The sequence below is a fragment of the Williamsia sp. genome (assembly GCF_016462415.1).
Taxonomy (GTDB): domain Bacteria; phylum Actinomycetota; class Actinomycetes; order Mycobacteriales; family Mycobacteriaceae; genus Williamsia_A.
Genome location: NZ_JAEMTF010000034.1, coordinates 1 through 17,111 on the forward strand (window position 1 = coordinate 1; position 17,111 = coordinate 17,111).

Below are 17,111 nucleotides of genomic sequence, written 5' to 3' on the forward strand. Positions count from 1 at the left end.
CGACCCTTGAGCATGGCCAGCGGCAGGCGGATCAACCCGTCGACGATGTCGGACAGGCTCGACGTGTCGACCTTCTCGTCGTCCTCGGCGGGTGCGAACAGTTCGGTGTGCGCTGCGCGGCCCCGCAGCGCGACGCTACCCAGCGACACCCAGTTCCAGACCTCCGCGGACTCATCGGCCCCGGATTCGAGATCTCCGGACTCGGAGTACTGGAGGTCGGTGTCGTCGAGATCGGTGTCGTGGCCCCACGCGGACTGCTCGCGGTCGTCGACCTCGTCGCCGATCGAGCTGGCTGCGATGGCGGCCCCACTGGCGAGGACGTTGGAGCGCGCGGTCTTGGCGATCTCGGCCAGGCGTGCGCACTCGTTGACCGGGTCACCGATGACGGTGTACTCGTACCGGGTCTCGGCCCCGATGTTGCCCGCGAAGACCGGGCCCGCGGAGGTGCCGATGCCACAGCGCAGCGGGTGCAGCGCCTCGAGTTCGGGTCCGAGTTCGCGGGCGGCTCGCAGCGCCGCGCCCGCGGGGTCGTCGAGCGGGGTGGGCGCGCCGAACACGGCCAGCGCGGCGTCACCCTCGAACTTGTTGATGAAGCCACCGTGACGGGCCACGACCTCGGCGACGATCGTGAAGAAGCGGTTCAGCATCTTCGCGACGGTCTCCGGATCGGTCGACTCGGCGAACCGTGTGGAGCCCTCGATGTCGACGAACAGGACACCGACGTCGGTGTTCACGCCGTACATCCCGGATTCGCGGCGCATGGCCTGATCGGCGACCTCGCTGCCGACGTGCCGGGCGAACAGGTCCCGCATCCGTTCACGTTCACCGAGCCCGTCGACCATCTCGTTGAAACCGTGCTGCAGGATGCCGAGCTCGGAGGAGTCGTAGACGTCGACCTTCGCGCCGTACTCGCCGACGCCGAGCTTCTCCACCGCACGCCGCATCCCGCGCAGCGGATCGGTGATCGACTTGGAGATCAACGCGATCGCGCGGGCACCGCTGAGCAGACAGACCGACGCGAGCACGACCGTCGGGACGTCGAGAGCGGTGCTGCTCGTGGGCAGCCAGCCGATGGCACGCCCGACGTTCATCATCAACATGCCGATCAGGGGCACTCCGCTGCAGACGATCCAGAGGACGATCATCCGCTCGCGGACCCCGAGCATGGGCCGTCGCGGTGGGGCGTCGCGCATCGCGGCGGCCACCAGCGGGCGCCCGGCACGCTCGAGGATCATGTAGGTCACGCAGCCGGACGACGCACCGGCAAGGGTGAAGGCGCTGAACACGACGATGAGTTTGATCAGGCCGACGTCGTAGCCGATCGCGATGTAGACGAGAACGCCCGCGGCCCACCCGAAGGCGGTCGCGAGAACGCCGAGCATCGGCAGCTTCTGCACGGATCGTCGGCGGTCGGTGTCGGCAGGATTCCCGCTCACGAACCAGCGGATCTGCGGCATCAGCAGGAACAGGCCCGCGATCAGGTCGACGACCACCCCGACGAGCAGGGCGGCGATGATGGCCGCGATGTTCTGGCCGCCGGTGCCGGGCTGGGCGACGAGGTCGCCGCCGGTGGTGACCAGCGCGACGAGGAAGACCGTCTCGATGCCGACGATCACGTTGGTCACGACGATGCCGACGGTGGCGACCGTGATCAGTCGTCGCGCGGCGGCGCGGCGCTCGGAGACGTCGATGGTCGACCAATCCCGACCCGGGTACTGGTAATCACCCGCGACCGACTGCAGGAGGTCGAAGCCGGGGAGGCGGGACGGTCGGAGCAGCCGCTCACGCGGGGTCCTCCCCCCGAACTTCCGCACGTTTGCGGTTGCCCGTCGATTCATGTCGGTCACCCACAATCCCCTGGTCGGCGGCGTCGCGTTCGCCGTGATGGCGCATTCGATGACACCCCGTGGGCTGCTAACGCAATACCTGTTGCGCAAATGCTACATAACGCAACACCACTTGCGTTAGGCTCGGCCGCGTGTCCACGCCCAATACGTCCCACAAACGCGGGAAAGCGGTCCGTGACGGGGTTCTCGCCGCGGCGGTGAATGAGCTGCTCAACACAGGTTTCGACGGTGTGACGATCGCCTCGGTGGCCGAGTCCGCCGGCGTACATGTGACATCCGTCTACCGACGGTGGCGAACCAAAGAACAGCTCATCACCGACGCCCTGCTCAACCACATCGACCCCGCGGTCGAGGTCCCGGACACCGGCGATCTCCGGCGCGACCTCATCGAGCTGACGACCAACCTGCACGAGTCGCTGTCGTCGCCGCAGAGCAAGGCGATGCTGCGACTCGCGAGCATGCCGCTGGAGATCGACCGCCTCGACGAGGCCCGCAGGCGGGTTCTCGACGAACGAATGGACGCGATGGGCGTCGTGCTCGACCGCGCCGTGCACCGCGGTGAGATCGCCGCCACGATCGACAGGCGTCTGGCGTTGGAATTCCTGCACGCGCCGATCTACACGCGCGTGCTGTTGACACGAGATCAGGTCGACGAGGCCTATATCGGTGGCCTCGTCGACCTGTTGCTCGACGGCGTACGCGTCCGCTGACGCGTCGGGTCAGCGCCGCGCCCAGAACTGCGCGAGCGCAACGCGATACGCCTCTTCCTGCATCCGCCTGCGATTCTCCCAGCGCAGGCGTGCCTCCTCACGACGGGCCGCCGCCGATTCGATCGGAGTGTCCCGCCTGCGTCGCATCCTCGTCAGCGAGGCTCCGGCGCCCAGAGTCCAGGCGATGGTCGAGGTGGTCATGACTTTTCCTCCAATCGGTGAGTGTGCGAACTGCTTTCACCGATCAAGGTAGAGAGACAACCCCTGCTCTGTCGCCTGATTTATTGTCCCGGAAAACAATTGGCGCGGCCACCCTCGCGAGTGCGAAGATGGCCGCGCCGGACTGCGCTCGAGGAAGGCGATCAGGCCTTGTTCGCCTCGATCTCGAGGACGATCTTGATCTTGTCGCCGACGACGGTTCCACCGGTCTCCAGCGGCATGTCGATGTCGATGCCGAAGTCCTTGCGATTCAGCTCGATCGAGGCCTCGAAGCCGGCGACCTCGCCCTGGCCCATACCCGGGTTCACGCCGTTGAACTCGAGGTCGAGATCGACGGTCTTGGTGACGCCCTTGAGGGTGAAGTCACCGGTCAACACGTAGTCGCCGCCCTTCTTCGCGACCGACTTCGACACGAAGGTCGCGGTCGGGAACTGTCCGGCGTCGAAGAAGTCGGCCGACTTGATGTGGCCGTCGCGCTGCTCGTTGTTGGTGTTGATCGAGGTGACGTCGATCTCGGCGGTCACCGACGGGGTGCCGTCCTCGGCGACGGTGATCGCGCCGGAGAAGGTGTCGAAGTTTCCGCGGACCTTGCTCACCATGAGGTGGCGGACCGAGAACGAGATCGCGGAGTGGACCGGATCGATGGTCCAGGTGCCTGCGGACAGTTCCGTGGTGGTGATGGTGTCGGACATGGGGTTCTCCTACGGGTTTGGCGGGCGAACCGGGACGGTTCGTGGTGCTTCCTCCCCATCTAACCGGACCACGGTCCGATTGTATTCCGGGCCCCGGGAAAATCTTCGAGAATTCTCTGCGACGCAGGTCAACGCCACGCGAAGACCGGCTGTTCGAGCTGGTCGACCCGCGTGTGCCGATCCCGCAGGACCACCTCGGCGAACTGGTAGATCACCGCGGCGGTCGGAGCGTGGACCAGGGAGCCGACGATCGGGAGCTGGATCACCGGCCGCGGGGACTCCGGTATCGAGATGAACCGCGGTGTCACCGCCACCTCGTCCATCGGGACGAAGAACAGGTGTTCGACCTCGTCGCGGCTGGGCGTGGTGTCGCGGTCGGCCCCGGCCCAGCAGACGATCGGGGTGATGACGTAGCCAGACCGGGTCGGATAGTCGTCGAGGCGACCGAGGACCTGCGAGCGGTCCACCGCGACGCCGATCTCCTCGTGCAGTTCGCGCAGGGCGGCGGTCTGGACGTCCTCGCCCGGGTCGAGACGTCCACCGGGCAGTGCGAACTGCCCGGGGTGTTCACGCATCTTCGACGGTCGCTTCGTCAGCCAGATGCCGTGCGTCCCCTCGACCGACGTCACCGCGACCGCGACCGCTGCCCGCCGCGAGTCGCCGAGGGCCGCCTCGGTGGGCCCGAACGCGTCGAGCCGCGCGGTGATCTCGGCGCGGATGGCGTCGTCGTCGGCGGTCAGATCGATCATCACTCCACTGTGCAACGCGGGTCGGCGGCGTCGCCCGGCAGGGTGGGCCACCACAACGCCCCCCGCCCCGTTCAGGGAATCGTCCCAGCTTTCGGCTGGACATTCCCGAGCGATCTGGAACACGTTATTGTCTAATCGACCGCGTGCCGCGCGGATCCCGAACGCGCGAAAGAGGTCCGATGACGTTCTCCCTTGCCCTCACCGACGATCAGATCCAGTTGCGAGACTGGGCACACGAGTTCGCCGAGAAGGTCATCCGGCCGGCCGCGCCGGAGTACGACGAGAGCGAATCGACGCCGTGGCCGGTGCTGCAGGAGGCCGCGAAGGCGGGCCTGTACAGCTACGAGATCATGGCGTCGCTGCGCGAGGACGAGACCGGACAGAGCTTCCCGATCCTGACCGAGGAACTGTTCTGGGGTGACGGCGGGATCGGACTGTCGATCATGGGCACCGGTCTCGCAGCCGCCGGTATCGCTGCCGCGGGCACCCTCGAGCAGGTCATCGAGTGGGTGCCGCGGTGCTACGGCTCCGAGACCGAGGTGAAGGTCGCCGGGTTCTGCTCGTCGGAGCCCGAGGCCGGCTCCGACGTCGCCAACATGAAGACCACCGCCAAGTACGACGAGGCCTCCGATGAGTGGGTGATCCGCGGCCAGAAGGCGTGGGTCACCAACGGCGGGATCGCCGACGTGCTGGTGGTGCAGGCCGTCGTCGAGCCGGGGCTGGGATCCCGCGGTCAGGCGGCGTTCGTCCTCACCTCCGACACCGCAGGCATCGCCCGCCCGTCGAAGCTGCGCAAGCACGGCCTACGGGCGTCGAACACCGCCGACATCTTCTTCGACGACGTCCGTGTCCCCGGCAGTGCACTGCTGGGCGGCAAGGAAAAGCTGGACGAGAAGATCGCCCGCGCCAAGGAGGGCAAGAAGACCGGCAGCCAGGCCGCGATGGCCACCTTCGAGCGCACCCGCCCGACCGTCGGCGCGATGGCCATCGGCGTCGCACGGGCCGCCTACGAGTACGCACTGGACTACGCCAAGGACCGGGTGGTGTTCGGCAAGCCGATCATCGAGAACCAGGCGATCTCGTTCATGCTCGCCGACATCGCGACCGAGATCGACGCCGCTCGTCTGCTGGTGCGACGTGCGGCGTGGATGGGCGCCTCGGGCCAGCCCTTTGCCGCGGCCGAGGGGTCGATGAGCAAGCTCAAGGCAGGTCGGGTCGCGGTCTGGTCCACCGAGCGTGCGATCCAGATCCTCGGTGGCGTGGGCTACACCCGCGAGTACCCGGTGGAGCGGATGCACCGCGACGCCAAGATCTTCGACATCTTCGAGGGCACCGAGCAGATCCAGCAGCTCGTCATCGCGCGATCGATCTCGGGTGTGCGACTGTCCTAGCCACGGGCGGTTCGTCGACATCCCTGCGACGGGGGACGAGGCCGGTGCACGATGGCCGGATGACCGCCGCGCACAGCACGACAGACGTCGACACACCCACCCGCCATGCGGTGGTGATCGGCGGGGCATCGGGTCTCGGACGAGCCATCTCCGGCGCCCTCGCGGCCGACGGATTCACCGTCACGGTGGCCGACCGCGAGCTCGACGCTGCCGCTGAGGTCGCGGCCGAACTCGGCCAGACGCACGCCGCCGCGCACGTGGACATCACCGACGAGGCGTCGGTGGCCGCGCTGTTCGACGATCACGACGCACCCGACGCGGTCGTCAACAGTGCCGGGATCAGCACCTTCGGCCGCATCACCGACCTCGACGTCGAGCAGTTCAGGTCGGTCGTCGACACCGACCTCACCGGCGGATTCCTGGTGATGAAGCACGCAGGGCGACGCCTGGTCGACGGTGGCGCCCTGGTGTCCATCACCTCACTCAACGCGCGGCAGCCGGCGGTCGGGATGAGCGCGTACTGCTCGGCCAAGGCCGGGCTGGTGATGCTGACGCAGGTCGGGGCACTGGAGTTGGGGCCACGCGGCATCCGGGTCAATGCGGTCTCGCCCGGTTTCGTGCACACGCCGCTCACCGATCCCGCCACGATGGTGCCCGGTGTTGTCGAGGACTACGTGGAGAACAGTCCCCTGGGCCGGACCGGCACCCCCGCCGATGTGGCAAATGCGGTGGTTTTCCTCTGCTCGGACAACGCATCGTGGATGACCGGTGAGGTGCTCGACCTCAACGGCGGCGCGCACCTGATGCGCTACCCGGACCTCTACGGCCACGTGATGGCGTTGGCGGAGCCGCAGTAGGAAGCGCGCGGCGACGATACGTTGGACACATGAGCGACGCGAAACGGATCATCGACTACCCGGAGGTCCGGGACTCCGGCCTCGACGACTGGCGCTGGCTGGTCGGGGTCCTGCACGCCCGGTTCCGTACCGGGGACTTCGCGACGGGCCTCGAGTTCGCCGGCCTGATCGGCGAGGCCGCCGAGAAAGCCGATCACCACCCCGATCTCGACCTGTCCTATCCGACCGTGGACGTCCGGTTGGTCAGCCACGACGTCGGCGGGGTCACCAGCCGCGACATCGCCCTCGCCCGGGAGATCAGCGACATCGCCGCACGGCTCGATGTCGTGCCTGCGCCGTCGGAGATCACGGTCATAGAGATCGCGTTGGACACCCCGCACCCTGACGACGTCCGCGAGTTCTGGGCCGCGGTACTGGGTTATCGGGTACGTGGTGACGGCAATCAGGTCGACGACCCGGGGGGCCGGGAACGCGCGCTGTGGTTCCAGCCGTCCCCTGATGCGGTCGGCGAAGTCCAGCAACGGTTCCACTACGACGTCATCGTGCCGATCGAAGCCGCGCAGCAGCGCATCGACGCCGCTCTGGCCGCGGGCGGCACCCTGGTCACCGACGAGTACGCCCCCGCGTTCTGGGTGCTGGCCGACCGGCACGGCAACAAGGCCTGTGTCTGCACGTCGGAGGGTCGCAACGGATGACGGTGCACAGCAGCACCACCGAGCGGGTGACCACGATCAGCATCGACCGACCCGAGGTCCGCAACGCCGTCGACCGTGCGACCGCCCAGGCGCTCGCCGATGCGTTCCGCGCGTTCGACACCGACCCCGACGCCGACGTCGCTGTCCTGCACGGTGAGGGCGGGACCTTCTGCGCCGGCGCCGATCTCAAGGCGGTCAGCGCCGGGGACGGCAACCGGGTGGCCGTCGACGGAGACGGTCCGATGGGGATCTCCCGGATGCGGTTGTCGAAACCGGTCATCGCCGCCATCACCGGGCACGCCGTCGCCGGGGGGCTCGAGTTGGCCCTGTGGGCCGATCTCCGCGTGGCCGAGGAGGGGGCGGTGCTCGGCGTGTTCTGTCGGCGCTGGGGCGTCCCGCTGATCGACGGTGGAACCGTGCGGCTGCCGCGGTTGATCGGCGAGAGCCGCGCCATGGACCTCATCCTCACCGGTCGTCCGGTGCAGGCGCAGGAGGCCTACGACATCGGGCTGGTCAACCGCATCGTGCCTGGAGGAGAAGCGGTCTCGGCCGCGCAACAGCTCGCCACCGAGCTCACCGCGTTCCCTCAGCTGTGCATGCGCGGTGACCGGATGTCGCTGCTGGAGCAACACGGTCTCACCGAGGAGCAGGCCATACTCAACGAGTTGCGCCACGGCGCGATGTCACTGACCCACGAGACCATCGACGGGGCAACGCGGTTCGCCGACGGCGCCGGGCGGCACGGTCGGTTCGACGACAAAGGTGTCACCTAGTCGATTCCGAACAGACGAGCGCCGGAAGTGCGTGTGCACTTCCGGCGCCCGGGTGTTGAGGTGGTCGGACTCGATCAGCCGATGAGGAACCCGTTCGGGAGGCAGACCAGAGGGGTCTTGCCGCCGTCGAGGGCGCGCTTGATCAGCGAGATCGCGCGCGGCGAGTAGGACATCGACACATGATCGGACTGGTCGAGCGGGCAGTTGTCCTGCAGCGTGATGTTCTTGACCGTCGCGCCCGGACCGGCCGTGAGGAAGGTCGACTGCGACGGGGTGGTCACCTCGTCACGCAGGGTCCGGATGATCGTGTAGTCGATCCCGGGCAGTGTGTCGCCGCCGGCGTTGACGCCGTTGACCACGTCGGAGCCGACGACCTGCTGGATGCCGGAGACACCGACCGGCAGCTGTGCCACACCGAGGATGTTGATGCCCAGGTTGTTGATCGCACGGCCCAGCGAACCGATCCCGTCGAGCGTGGTGCCGTGGTTCGTCGCGCCCAGGGTGATCAGCTTCTGCACCTTGGACTGTCCGCCGTTGAACTTCAGGTACTGGCGAGCGAGCAGGCCACCCTGGGAGTGTCCGACGATGTCGACCTTGGACGCACCGGTCTTGGACAGGACGCTGTCGATGAAGGTCTGCAGCTGGCCTGCCGACCGCGGGATGTCACCGGTGCCGTTCGCGCCCGGGATGAGCGCGATGGCGCCGCCACCATCGAGCGGCTTGGTGATGCCGTAATTGAACGTGTACGTGCAGTAACCGGCCTTGGTCAGCTCCGGGGAGATGTTGGCGAAGTTGTCGTACGCGCTCTCCCAGGTGCCGTGGACCAGCACGATCGGGCGATCACCGGCGCGGGCCTTGCAGCTGTAGTTGTTGGCGCCGGGAGGAGCCACGTTCGGGTTCTTGACCGAGTAGGCGAACGCCGGCAGGAAACGCGTCTGCGCCGGCCCGACGCCGGAGGTCTCCGACGAGGTGCTGTTGGTGCCGTCGGGGATGGTGATCGGACCGGACACCGCGTTCGGCGTGACCGAACGTTGGTTGGTGTTCGCGGTGGAACTGGTTGTCTTGATGCCGGCCTTGATGTTGTCGGTGAGCTGCTGAACCGATGGTGCGGCGGTGGCAGGCCCGGCGAGAGCGAGCGCGAGACCGGCCGCAGCCAGTGCGGACGCGCAGCTCACCGATGCGCGGCGGAGTGAAGACGACTTCATTGGTATGCCTTTCACAGGTCATGTGTTCGACAGCGTCGCGCAGCCAATCCGCGGTCCGCTGACCGAAAACTAACTTCGCCTCGCTCAGGATCGGTAGGGATTCGCACACATTCGTGTGATCTCACCCACAAAATCCGCTGAACCTGTCGCGCAACACAACGCTGCAGCCGGGAAACCTCAACGCCTGTTGTCAGTACGCAGCAGCTGATTGATCCGGTGGTCGAGGAGTTCGCGCATCACCAGGGACGTACTGGTCCGCTTGACCCCTTTGATGTCGAGGATCCGGCCGGCGATCCGATAGAGGTCGTCGCCGTCGCGCGCGACCACCTGAATCAACAGATCCGCCCCGCCGCTGAGTCCGACGACCTCGATCACCTCGTCGATGTCGGCGAGCGCCGCAGCCACGTCACCCAGCCGACGCTGTTTGACGTTGGTCATGACGAACGCGCGCAGCGGATAGCCCAGGGCGACGGGGTCGATACGCCGCTCGAACGGCAACATCGCACCGGAGCGGTCCAATTTGTTGAGATGCGCCTGGGCGGTGTTGCGCGAGACCCCGACCTTCTCGGCGAGTGCGATGGTCGTGCCCCGCGGATCCTCGGACAACGCGAGCAGCAATCGCACGTCGACCCCGTCGACGGCCGCTCCGACAGGCACAGTGCGCACTTCTGCTGCATCGTCCGGGTCCGAAGTTGTCATAGTGCGCAACTCTACGTCAGCTGATTGCGCAGACCTGGTGGGCGTGCTGCACTCGATGGAACAGTGTGCCCAACGAATCGGCCGACAGCGCGAGATGTCGGGACCGCAGGCGGGAGTTGTGACATGAGCACCACCACGTCCGAATCCGTGGCCGCCCCTCTCGGCGACGACGGCGACGCGCTCGACGAGATCGCCCGGCACGTGCTGTGGCTGTCGACCGCGATCATCCACCACGCGAACGTGATCCGGCCGAACCCCACCGGGCTGAAGGTGGGCGGCCACCAGGCGTCCTGCGCCTCGATGGTCACGATCATGACCTCGCTGTGGTTCGAGCAGCTGTCGTCGGGCGACCGGGTCTCGGTCAAGCCGCACGCGTCACCGGTGCTGCACGCCATCAACTACCTGCTGGGCAGCCTCGACGAGAGGTACCTGACCACCCTGCGCGGGTTCGGTGGATTGCAGAGCTATCCGAGCCGCGCCAAGGACCCCGATCCGGTCGACTACTCGACGGGTTCGGTGGGCATCGGCGCCACCGCACCGATCTGGGGTGCTTTCGCCCGGCGCTACGTCGACACCGCCCTCGGCGGCACCGGACGCGGCCGGCAGTACTCGCTGGTCGGCGACGCCGAGCTGGATGAGGGCGCGGTGTGGGAGGCGATCCTGGACACGTCGGTGTCCGAGCTCGGCGAGATCGTGTGGATCGTCGATCTGAACCGGCAGTCGCTCGACCGGGTGGTGCCCAACATCGCCCCCGGGCGTCTCTCGGCCATGTTCTCCGCGGCCGGCTGGCAGGTCATCACCGTCACCTTCGGCAAACATCTCGAGGCGCTGTTCGAGCGCCCCGGTGGCCCGGCCCTGCGGACGCGCATCCTCGACATGCCCAACGCCGAATACCAACGGCTGCTGCGCTGCTCGCCCGATGAGATCCGGCAGCGCCTGCCCGGCGACGGACCCGGGGCGTCCGATGTGGCCCGCGTGATCGCCGATCTGGACGACGCCGAGCTCGTCCGCGCGATCTCGAACCTCGGTGGCCACGACCTCGACGCCCTGCGGGCCGCCTACGCACAGATCGACGACACCCGCCCGACGGTGATCATCGCCTACACGATCAAGGGCCGCGGCCTCCCGACCCAGGGACATCCGCAGAACCACTCGTCGCTGCTGACCGTCGAGCAGTTCGACCAGCTGGCGACCGACCTCGGCATGGACGCCGCGTCGCCCTGGCACCGATTCGACGACGAGACCCCGTCGGGACAGCTGTGTACCGCGACAGCTCGACGACTGCACCGCGAACCGATCGATCATGTCAACCCACCGACCGTTCCCACCGACATCGGCCGCAAATCCCCGGCGACGTCGACGACGCAGGCCGCCCTCGGGCGGACCCTGCTCGACCTCACCCGCGACGCCCCGGAGGTCGCCGAGCGGGTCGTCACGTGCAGCCCGGACGTCAGTTCGACGACCAACCTCGCCGGGTGGCTCAACAAGGTCGGCGTGTGGTCCACCGGCGAGCGGCGCAACTGGTTCGACGACGACGGCGAGACAATCATGCACTGGCGGGAGCGGCCGTCGGGGCAACACATGGAGCTCGGGATCGCCGAGACCAACCTGGTCGGGCTGATCGGCGAACTCGGATCCACCTGGAGCCGATGGGGTCAACCCCTGTTCCCCATCGGGGTCCTCTACGACCCGTTCGTCGAACGGGCGTTGGAACCGTGGTCCTACGGCATCTACGCGGGCGGGCAGTCGATCCTCGTCGGAACGCCCGCCGGCGTCACCCTGGCCGCCGAGGGCGGAGCCCACCAGTCGATCAAGACGCCGTCCATCGGACTCGAGCAACCCGGATGCACCAGCTACGAACCGGCTTTCGCCGTCGAGGTGGAGTGGACGCTGCTTGCGTCGATGGCCCGCCTCGGACGCCCCGACGGCCGGTCTGCCTATCTACGGCTGTCGACCCGGCCGGTGCAGCAGTCGCTCGCCGACGTGCCCACCGATCCCGCCGCGCGGGAGCGTCGCCGCCGTCAGGTGGTCGCGGGCGCGTACACACTGCGTTCCTGCGCAGAGCCCGACGTCACGATCGTCGGCATGGGCGCGATGGTCACCGAGGCGCTCGAGGCGGCCGACCGGCTCGCCGATCTCGACATCGCCGCCGAGGTCGTCTGCGTCACCAGCGCCGGACTGCTCTTCGAGGCGATGCAGGCGCGCAGCGGTCACGGGGATGCCGAGTCGTGGATCCTCGACCAGGTGTTCCCGGCACACCGCGCCGCCCCGATGGTCACCGTCCTCGACGGCCACCCGCACACGTTGACGTTCCTCTCCACGATCAACCGGGTGCGCACAGAGTCGTTGGGCGTCAGCACATTCGGACAGGTCGGCTCCCTTCCGGACGTGTACCGACTGCACGGGATCGACACCGATTCCATCGTGCGCGCAGCACTCGACCTGACCAGCTGACGCCCAGGCGCGGGTCACCACCGACGGTTTGATCCCTTCGACGCACACGCGATGCACAGGCGCGCCGCCGGCAACGCCTCGAGGCGCGCCTGCGCGATGTCGGCACCGCAGTTCTCGCACCGCCCGTAGGTCTGTGCGTCGAGGCGTTGCAGGGCGGCGTCGACCTCGGCGATCCGCACCTTCGACCGCTCGATCTGCGCGACCAGCTGGCCGCGCTCGAAGGCCAGCGTCGACCCCTCCGGGTCGTGCTCATCGTCGGAACTCGCATCGGCACCGGCATCGACGACGCTGGTCAAGCGGGCCGCCATCGTGGTCAGCAACGCCAGCGTCTGTGCGCGTTCATCGGCGAGGGCCGCACGTGCCTGGTCGGGGTCCATGTGCCCGATGCTACGGTTCGCGCTGGTCACAGCCGATGCAATGTCGATTCTTGGGGTTCTCTCACGAACCGACGGCAGCATGGACGCCACACACCGACACCCAGATCAGGAGGGGCCATGGACACGATCGTCGCGATCTGCGCCATCGTGATCGCCGTCTGGTGCGTCGCCGCCTGCGTCGTCGCCGTGGTCGTCGCGCGTTCGATCCGGATCGCCGATCAACGGATGCTCGCCGAGACCGAGGTCCCCAGGGAGGTCACGCGACCTGGAACGACCTCTTCGACAACCCACCGAAGATGAACCCGTCGATCGCCGTGGTGACCGACGCGGTCGGGTCGGTGGCGGCACCGAGCGTGACGAACAACGGTGTGAAGTGTTCGACGGTGGGATGGGCGAAGCGCAGTCCCGGGGCCCGCGTGGAGAAGCGGGCGAGCTCGTCGACGTCACCGCGGTCGAGGGCCTCGGCGGCCCAGGTGTCGAACTCCGCCGACCAGTCCGGGACGATGTCGGGACGTCGCCAGTCGATGTACGGCAGCCCGTGGGTCATGAACCCGGACCCCATCACCAACACTCCCTGTTCACGCAGGCCTCGCAGACGCGCACCCAGCGCGAGGAGTCGCGCCGGATCCGACGTGGGCAGGCTGAGCTGCAACACCGGGATGTCGGCGTCGGGGTACATGACCTTGAGGGGCAGCCACGCACCGTGGTCGAGCCCGCGGTCGCGGTGTTCGTGGACGTGGACGGTGTCGGGCAGTGCGTCGAGCAGCAACTGCGCCAGCGGCCCGGAATCGGGAGTGTCGTAGCGCATCCGGTAATACATCGGATCGAAGCCGCCGAAGTCGTAGACCAGCTCGGTGGGCACCGTGCTGGTGATCCCGATGCTGTCGGACTCCCAGTGGGCACTGACGATCAGGATGGCCCGCGGCGTCGGCATGGTCGCCGCCCAGTCGTGCATCTGACGCATCCACGCGGCGTCGGTGAAGGTCGGCGGGGCACCGTGGCTGATGTACAGCGCGGGCAGGATCCCGTCGTCAGGAGTCCACGCCTGCCGCGGTGCGCGCTCCTGCGAACGCGTGTGGTGCTCGAGGTGCCGAGCGAACGGGTGAGCAGCCGGGATGAGTGCGTCGGCGGCAGCGGTCGAGGTGGTCATGGTCCTTCCAATCACTTCACGATGCAAGTTATTCCGGCGGGTGCCCGACACGCCCTGACGTAGGCTGCCGGAATGGCCGCCACCCGCCCCAGCCGCTCCTCGGACCGTTTCGAGCCCCTCGCCGCCGTCGACACCCGCTGGCTCGACGAGGACGAGTTGGCGACGTGGATGGCGGTCACCGGCATGATGGTCCGACTCCCCGCGCTGCTCGATCGACAACTACAGCGCGATTCCGGGTTGACGCACTTCGAGTACCAGGTCCTGGCCGGGTTGTCGCAGGCCCCCGACCGGACGATGCGCATGAGCACCCTCGCGGAGTTCACCGAGGGCCAACTACCCCGGCTGTCCCAGGTGGCGGCGCGAATGGAGAAGCGTGGGTGGCTCACCCGCCGACCGGATCCGACCGACGGCCGATACACGCTCGCCGAGTTGACCGACGTCGGCATGCAGGTTCTGCTCGACAGCGCGCCCGGACACGTCGCCATCGTCCGCCGACTCATCTTCGATTCACTGACGCAGGCGCAGATCCGCCAACTCCGGGACATCGGCCACCGCATCGGCGCCGCGATGAACGCCGACCACGAAGCGTGAGACGTAGCGGTCAGGACACCGACGCACGCGACGTCGCCGAGGTGCGGTCGGAGGCGACCCACGGCAGTCGCGAGCCCAGGACACCGTCGACGCTGAACTTGCCGGCCCCGACCGCGGCGATCAGCAGCGAACCCGCACCGAGCGCGAGCACGAACTCGTAGCCGCCGTCGGCGACCCAGATACCGTTGCCGGAGTGGGCGATGAAGTACGCGCCGACCATGTCCAGGAACAGGAGAATGCCCACGACGGGGGTGAGAACTCCTGCGATCAAGGCGATTCCGCCAAGGATCTCGATCCAGGTCGCGAGGAACGCCGAGACACCGGGCATCGGTGCACCCATGCCGTCGAACGCCGCCTTGGTCCCGGAATACCCCCAGACGTTCAGCTTCTGCAGACCGTGGGCGAGGAAGACGACGCCGAGACCGACTCGCGCCAGCAGGGTGGCGATGTCACGGGGCAGGGTGGAGTTCATCGAGGAACCTTTCGTCAGAACACGCGTGGTCGACGCGGCACGATGCCACGTCTCGAGAGGTATTGATTCAAGCGTGAACTGAAACTTATCGTCGATTACTTCACGACGCAAGTGATCCGGGTGCGGGTCTACTGGCCCATCCAGATCCGGCGCCGACACACCTCGATCATCGACGCGACCACAGGAGCGGACAGGTCACCGGGTGGGTGGCTGCTCAACAGTTGTTCGAGCTCGGTGAAGAACCGGTCCGAGGTCCATCCGAACTCGACCATGATGTCCTCTGCGGGCCCTCCGCCGTAGGCCGACCACCGCCGACCGAAAGCGAGAACCGCTGCGGTGGAGACAACCGGGTCGGCCGTCTCCCCTGTCGACATCACTGCACTCGATCGGCCACGGCTCATGAGAGAAGTACACGCCATCTGCGTCTACAGCTGATGTCTCGCAGGTGAACACTGTGTCGCACGCCGGGTGCGACCACTACCCTCGGACACATGGACCGCGACCGTGACATCGACGGTCGACCGCGGAACGCGCGCCCCCGCGACGGCCTGGGTCGGCCACTCCCCTACGGCGAGCAGGGTGAACCGAGGCAACCCGAGGGTGTGATCCGCACGCCGGACGAGACCATCAGCCAGGCACAGGAGCTGTTGGATCGTGGCCGGCCGTTTCATGCCCACGAGGTGTTCGAGGACGCATGGAAGTCCGCTCGTGATGCCGGCGAGCCGGACGTCGAACTGTGGAAGAGCTTGGCGCAGTTGGCGGTCGGGTGCACTCACCGGTTGCGGGGGCGGCCGGTCGGGGCCGATCGCCTGCTGGCACGTGCCGTCCTCGGTCTCGCTTCATACGCAGCGACCACTCCGTACGGCATCGACATAGACGCGCTCCTCCGATGGGCGCGCACCCCGGACGACGGTCCGCTGCCACCGTTGCGGGCCCGGACACAGAAAAGCTCGCCGCCACCGAGGTGACGACGAGCTGTTCTGAGACGGTGTCAGGTCAGTTGACCCCGACGATGTCCTTCGCGATGGCCGCGAGCTGCGTCTGCGCCGCGGAGATGATCCCGCTGCGGTTCTTGTGCGCCTCTTCGAACGAGATGACGAGGCGGATGTCGGCGGGCTGATCGAGTTCCTTGACGGCCGAGACCGCACTGGAGACGTTCAGCTCCTCGTAACCGCTGATCGGAAGATCCTCGGCGGCGACGGTACCGGTGGCCTCACGCACGTTGTGCAGCGAGTCGGCCAGACCCGGTGCGCCGCTGTCGCGAGCCGCACCCTCGGCAGCCTCGAGTGCGGCATCCCGGCTCGCGACGATCGTCTTCGTCGCGGTCTCGCCGACCTCCTCGACCTGCTTGCGCAGACCGGAGATGCGGGTGGGCACCTGGCGGGCGGTGTCGATCGCGCGATCTGCACCGCGCGCCACGAACGCGCCGGGGATGGTCGCCGCACGCGCTGCGACTCCGCTGACCCACTGCACCGGGGTGCGGCGAAGTGCGACCGGTCCGCCCAACGCCTCCTCGGCCAGCACGACGGTGAGCCATTCGACGGTGGCCGAGTGCGCGGTGATCAGACGGTCGGCCAGTGCGACGACCTCGCTCTCGTTCGCGGCAGTGGCGAGCGCCTTGATGTAGCGCGACCGGTCGAGAAGCTGGTGCTCCAGCGCGAGATCGCCGAGCAGCGCCTCGTCGAGGGGCTGCGCCTGCTCGAAGAAGGTCTTGCCGAGGGCAGCCGTGCGGCCGACCAGCGGGCTGACGAGCGCGGGCAGCCCACCCAGTCCGCGGAGCGCCTCACTGATGGCGACCGCGCGAACGCGTCCGTTCTCGGCATTCTTGGTGAGTTCCTCGCGTACGGCCTCGGTGCGGGCCTGTGCGATGCGGGTCTCGGCGACCTGGATCTCGGTGTTGGTCAGCGTGAGCACGGTGCGCAGCTGCTGGCGGAGTCCTGAGGTGGACAAGGTCATGATGGAATCCCTCCGTCGACGTGTGATCTCAGCGGATGTCTTCGCTTCTCCTCCATCGTGACCACCAGAGCGCGGTCTGTGAACCACCTGGCGGTATTACCGGCGGTTCTGATTCAAAAGACGCTCTCCACCAGCGCTTTACGCTTGCCGTGCGATACATCACTAGCGAGGCGAAACAGGTCGCGGCGGAATAGCTCGCCGCGCGCAGGCGTCATATGGGTATGACCTCGAGCACAGACACGAACACATCCGCAGACGCCGCACCCACCTTCCG

At 67.6% G+C, this 17,111-nt stretch carries 19 protein-coding genes; 8 read left to right on the top strand and 11 right to left on the bottom strand.

Annotation, left to right across the window (positions count from 1 at the left end):
- Positions 1–1,838 (bottom strand): adenylate/guanylate cyclase domain-containing protein (locus tag JHC79_RS10430; RefSeq protein WP_296390450.1); only part of this gene is annotated, 1,838 nt, incomplete at its 3' end.
- A gap of 140 nt (positions 1,839–1,978) precedes the next feature.
- Here JHC79_RS10430 and JHC79_RS10435 point away from each other — a divergent pair.
- Positions 1,979–2,557 carry a TetR/AcrR family transcriptional regulator gene (locus JHC79_RS10435; RefSeq protein WP_296390368.1) on the top strand — a complete coding sequence of 193 codons (579 nt, stop codon included), beginning with the start codon at positions 1,979–1,981 and terminating at the stop codon, positions 2,555–2,557.
- 9 nt (positions 2,558–2,566) lie between these two features.
- Here the strand turns inward: JHC79_RS10435 and JHC79_RS10440 are convergent, their stop codons facing one another.
- The 3 genes from JHC79_RS10440 to JHC79_RS10450 all read right to left on the bottom strand — a co-directional run bounded on the left by JHC79_RS10440 (position 2,567) and on the right by JHC79_RS10450 (position 4,208).
- A complete protein-coding gene (locus tag JHC79_RS10440) occupies positions 2,567–2,758 on the bottom strand; it encodes a hypothetical protein (RefSeq protein WP_296390370.1) in 192 nt (63 codons plus the stop codon).
- 161 nt (positions 2,759–2,919) lie between these two features.
- On the bottom strand, positions 2,920–3,468 hold the full coding sequence (locus tag JHC79_RS10445) for a YceI family protein (protein WP_296390372.1): 549 nt from the start codon (positions 3,466–3,468) through the stop codon (positions 2,920–2,922).
- Positions 3,469–3,596: 128 nt separating this feature from the next.
- Complete coding sequence (locus JHC79_RS10450) at positions 3,597–4,208, bottom strand: CoA pyrophosphatase (protein WP_296390452.1); 612 nt, start codon at positions 4,206–4,208, stop codon at positions 3,597–3,599.
- Between the two features lie 188 nt (positions 4,209–4,396).
- Between JHC79_RS10450 and JHC79_RS10455 the strand changes: the two genes are divergently transcribed.
- Genes JHC79_RS10455 through JHC79_RS10470 form a run of 4 tightly spaced genes read left to right on the top strand, consistent with a single transcriptional unit; the run spans position 4,397 to position 7,933 of the window.
- Positions 4,397–5,608 carry an acyl-CoA dehydrogenase family protein gene (locus tag JHC79_RS10455; RefSeq protein WP_296390374.1) on the top strand — a complete coding sequence of 404 codons (1,212 nt, stop codon included), beginning with the start codon at positions 4,397–4,399 and terminating at the stop codon, positions 5,606–5,608.
- 59 nt (positions 5,609–5,667) lie between these two features.
- On the top strand, positions 5,668–6,465 hold the full coding sequence (locus JHC79_RS10460) for an SDR family NAD(P)-dependent oxidoreductase (RefSeq protein WP_296390375.1): 798 nt from the start codon (positions 5,668–5,670) through the stop codon (positions 6,463–6,465).
- A 29-nt stretch (positions 6,466–6,494) separates the two neighbouring features.
- Entirely contained in the window at positions 6,495–7,160 is a 666-nt protein-coding gene (locus tag JHC79_RS10465) for a VOC family protein (RefSeq protein WP_296390377.1), read from the top strand.
- On the top strand, positions 7,157–7,933 hold the full coding sequence (locus tag JHC79_RS10470; protein ID WP_296390379.1) for a crotonase/enoyl-CoA hydratase family protein: 777 nt from the start codon (positions 7,157–7,159) through the stop codon (positions 7,931–7,933). Before JHC79_RS10465 ends, JHC79_RS10470 begins: the two co-directional genes overlap by 4 nt.
- Before the next feature lie 74 nt (positions 7,934–8,007).
- Here JHC79_RS10470 and JHC79_RS10475 read toward each other — a convergent pair whose 3' ends face one another.
- Together JHC79_RS10475 and JHC79_RS10480 are read right to left on the bottom strand one after the other, a co-directional pair.
- The gene (locus JHC79_RS10475) at positions 8,008–9,138 is read right to left on the bottom strand and encodes an alpha/beta fold hydrolase (protein ID WP_296390381.1); all 1,131 of its coding nucleotides are present in this window, start codon (positions 9,136–9,138) and stop codon (positions 8,008–8,010) included.
- Positions 9,139–9,315: 177 nt separating this feature from the next.
- Positions 9,316–9,837: an Lrp/AsnC family transcriptional regulator gene (locus tag JHC79_RS10480; protein ID WP_296390383.1), complete on the bottom strand. Its 522-nt coding sequence runs from the start codon at positions 9,835–9,837 to the stop codon at positions 9,316–9,318.
- 123 nt (positions 9,838–9,960) lie between these two features.
- On the opposite strand from JHC79_RS10480, the gene JHC79_RS10485 reads away from it, so the two are divergent.
- The gene (locus tag JHC79_RS10485; protein WP_296390385.1) at positions 9,961–12,291 is read left to right on the top strand and encodes a transketolase C-terminal domain-containing protein; all 2,331 of its coding nucleotides are present in this window, start codon (positions 9,961–9,963) and stop codon (positions 12,289–12,291) included.
- A 14-nt stretch (positions 12,292–12,305) separates the two neighbouring features.
- Here the strand turns inward: JHC79_RS10485 and JHC79_RS10490 are convergent, their stop codons facing one another.
- Complete coding sequence (locus tag JHC79_RS10490; protein WP_296390387.1) at positions 12,306–12,668, bottom strand: TraR/DksA C4-type zinc finger protein; 363 nt, start codon at positions 12,666–12,668, stop codon at positions 12,306–12,308.
- 256 nt (positions 12,669–12,924) lie between these two features.
- Positions 12,925–13,818 (bottom strand): class III extradiol ring-cleavage dioxygenase, encoded by an 894-nt coding sequence (locus JHC79_RS10495; protein WP_296390388.1) that lies wholly within the window; start codon positions 13,816–13,818, stop codon positions 12,925–12,927.
- 72 nt (positions 13,819–13,890) lie between these two features.
- On the opposite strand from JHC79_RS10495, the gene JHC79_RS10500 reads away from it, so the two are divergent.
- Positions 13,891–14,409, top strand: a complete 519-nt coding sequence (locus tag JHC79_RS10500) for a MarR family transcriptional regulator (protein WP_296390390.1) — start codon at positions 13,891–13,893, stop codon at positions 14,407–14,409.
- Positions 14,410–14,419: 10 nt separating this feature from the next.
- Here the strand turns inward: JHC79_RS10500 and JHC79_RS10505 are convergent, their stop codons facing one another.
- Both JHC79_RS10505 and JHC79_RS10510 read right to left on the bottom strand, forming a co-directional pair.
- A complete protein-coding gene (locus JHC79_RS10505; RefSeq protein WP_296390391.1) occupies positions 14,420–14,881 on the bottom strand; it encodes a DoxX family protein in 462 nt (153 codons plus the stop codon).
- A gap of 128 nt (positions 14,882–15,009) precedes the next feature.
- Entirely contained in the window at positions 15,010–15,255 is a 246-nt protein-coding gene (locus JHC79_RS10510) for a hypothetical protein (protein ID WP_296390393.1), read from the bottom strand.
- A 117-nt stretch (positions 15,256–15,372) separates the two neighbouring features.
- On the opposite strand from JHC79_RS10510, the gene JHC79_RS10515 reads away from it, so the two are divergent.
- Entirely contained in the window at positions 15,373–15,849 is a 477-nt protein-coding gene (locus tag JHC79_RS10515; RefSeq protein WP_296390394.1) for a DUF309 domain-containing protein, read from the top strand.
- A gap of 28 nt (positions 15,850–15,877) precedes the next feature.
- Here JHC79_RS10515 and JHC79_RS10520 read toward each other — a convergent pair whose 3' ends face one another.
- On the bottom strand, positions 15,878–16,837 hold the full coding sequence (locus JHC79_RS10520; RefSeq protein ID WP_296390396.1) for a ferritin-like domain-containing protein: 960 nt from the start codon (positions 16,835–16,837) through the stop codon (positions 15,878–15,880).
- Positions 16,838–17,111: the final 274 nt, after the last annotated feature.

Bases quoted from the DNA above. Each gene is read 5' to 3' on its own strand.
- JHC79_RS10460 (WP_296390375.1), top strand. From the start codon at position 5,668: ATGACCGCCGCGCACAGCACGACAGACGTCGACACACCCACCCGCCAT.
- JHC79_RS10475 (WP_296390381.1), bottom strand. From the start codon at position 9,138: ATGAAGTCGTCTTCACTCCGCCGCGCATCGGTGAGCTGCGCGTCCGCA.
- JHC79_RS10485 (WP_296390385.1), top strand. From the start codon at position 9,961: ATGAGCACCACCACGTCCGAATCCGTGGCCGCCCCTCTCGGCGACGAC.
- JHC79_RS10455 (WP_296390374.1), top strand. From the start codon at position 4,397: ATGACGTTCTCCCTTGCCCTCACCGACGATCAGATCCAGTTGCGAGAC.
- JHC79_RS10505 (WP_296390391.1), bottom strand. From the start codon at position 14,881: ATGAACTCCACCCTGCCCCGTGACATCGCCACCCTGCTGGCGCGAGTC.
- JHC79_RS10480 (WP_296390383.1), bottom strand. From the start codon at position 9,837: ATGACAACTTCGGACCCGGACGATGCAGCAGAAGTGCGCACTGTGCCT.
- JHC79_RS10495 (WP_296390388.1), bottom strand. From the start codon at position 13,818: ATGACCACCTCGACCGCTGCCGCCGACGCACTCATCCCGGCTGCTCAC.
- JHC79_RS10520 (WP_296390396.1), bottom strand. From the start codon at position 16,837: ATGACCTTGTCCACCTCAGGACTCCGCCAGCAGCTGCGCACCGTGCTC.
- JHC79_RS10440 (WP_296390370.1), bottom strand. From the start codon at position 2,758: ATGACCACCTCGACCATCGCCTGGACTCTGGGCGCCGGAGCCTCGCTG.
- JHC79_RS10500 (WP_296390390.1), top strand. From the start codon at position 13,891: ATGGCCGCCACCCGCCCCAGCCGCTCCTCGGACCGTTTCGAGCCCCTC.
- JHC79_RS10515 (WP_296390394.1), top strand. From the start codon at position 15,373: ATGGACCGCGACCGTGACATCGACGGTCGACCGCGGAACGCGCGCCCC.
- JHC79_RS10470 (WP_296390379.1), top strand. From the start codon at position 7,157: ATGACGGTGCACAGCAGCACCACCGAGCGGGTGACCACGATCAGCATC.
- JHC79_RS10490 (WP_296390387.1), bottom strand. From the start codon at position 12,668: ATGGACCCCGACCAGGCACGTGCGGCCCTCGCCGATGAACGCGCACAG.
- JHC79_RS10445 (WP_296390372.1), bottom strand. From the start codon at position 3,468: ATGTCCGACACCATCACCACCACGGAACTGTCCGCAGGCACCTGGACC.
- JHC79_RS10510 (WP_296390393.1), bottom strand. From the start codon at position 15,255: ATGTCGACAGGGGAGACGGCCGACCCGGTTGTCTCCACCGCAGCGGTT.
- JHC79_RS10465 (WP_296390377.1), top strand. From the start codon at position 6,495: ATGAGCGACGCGAAACGGATCATCGACTACCCGGAGGTCCGGGACTCC.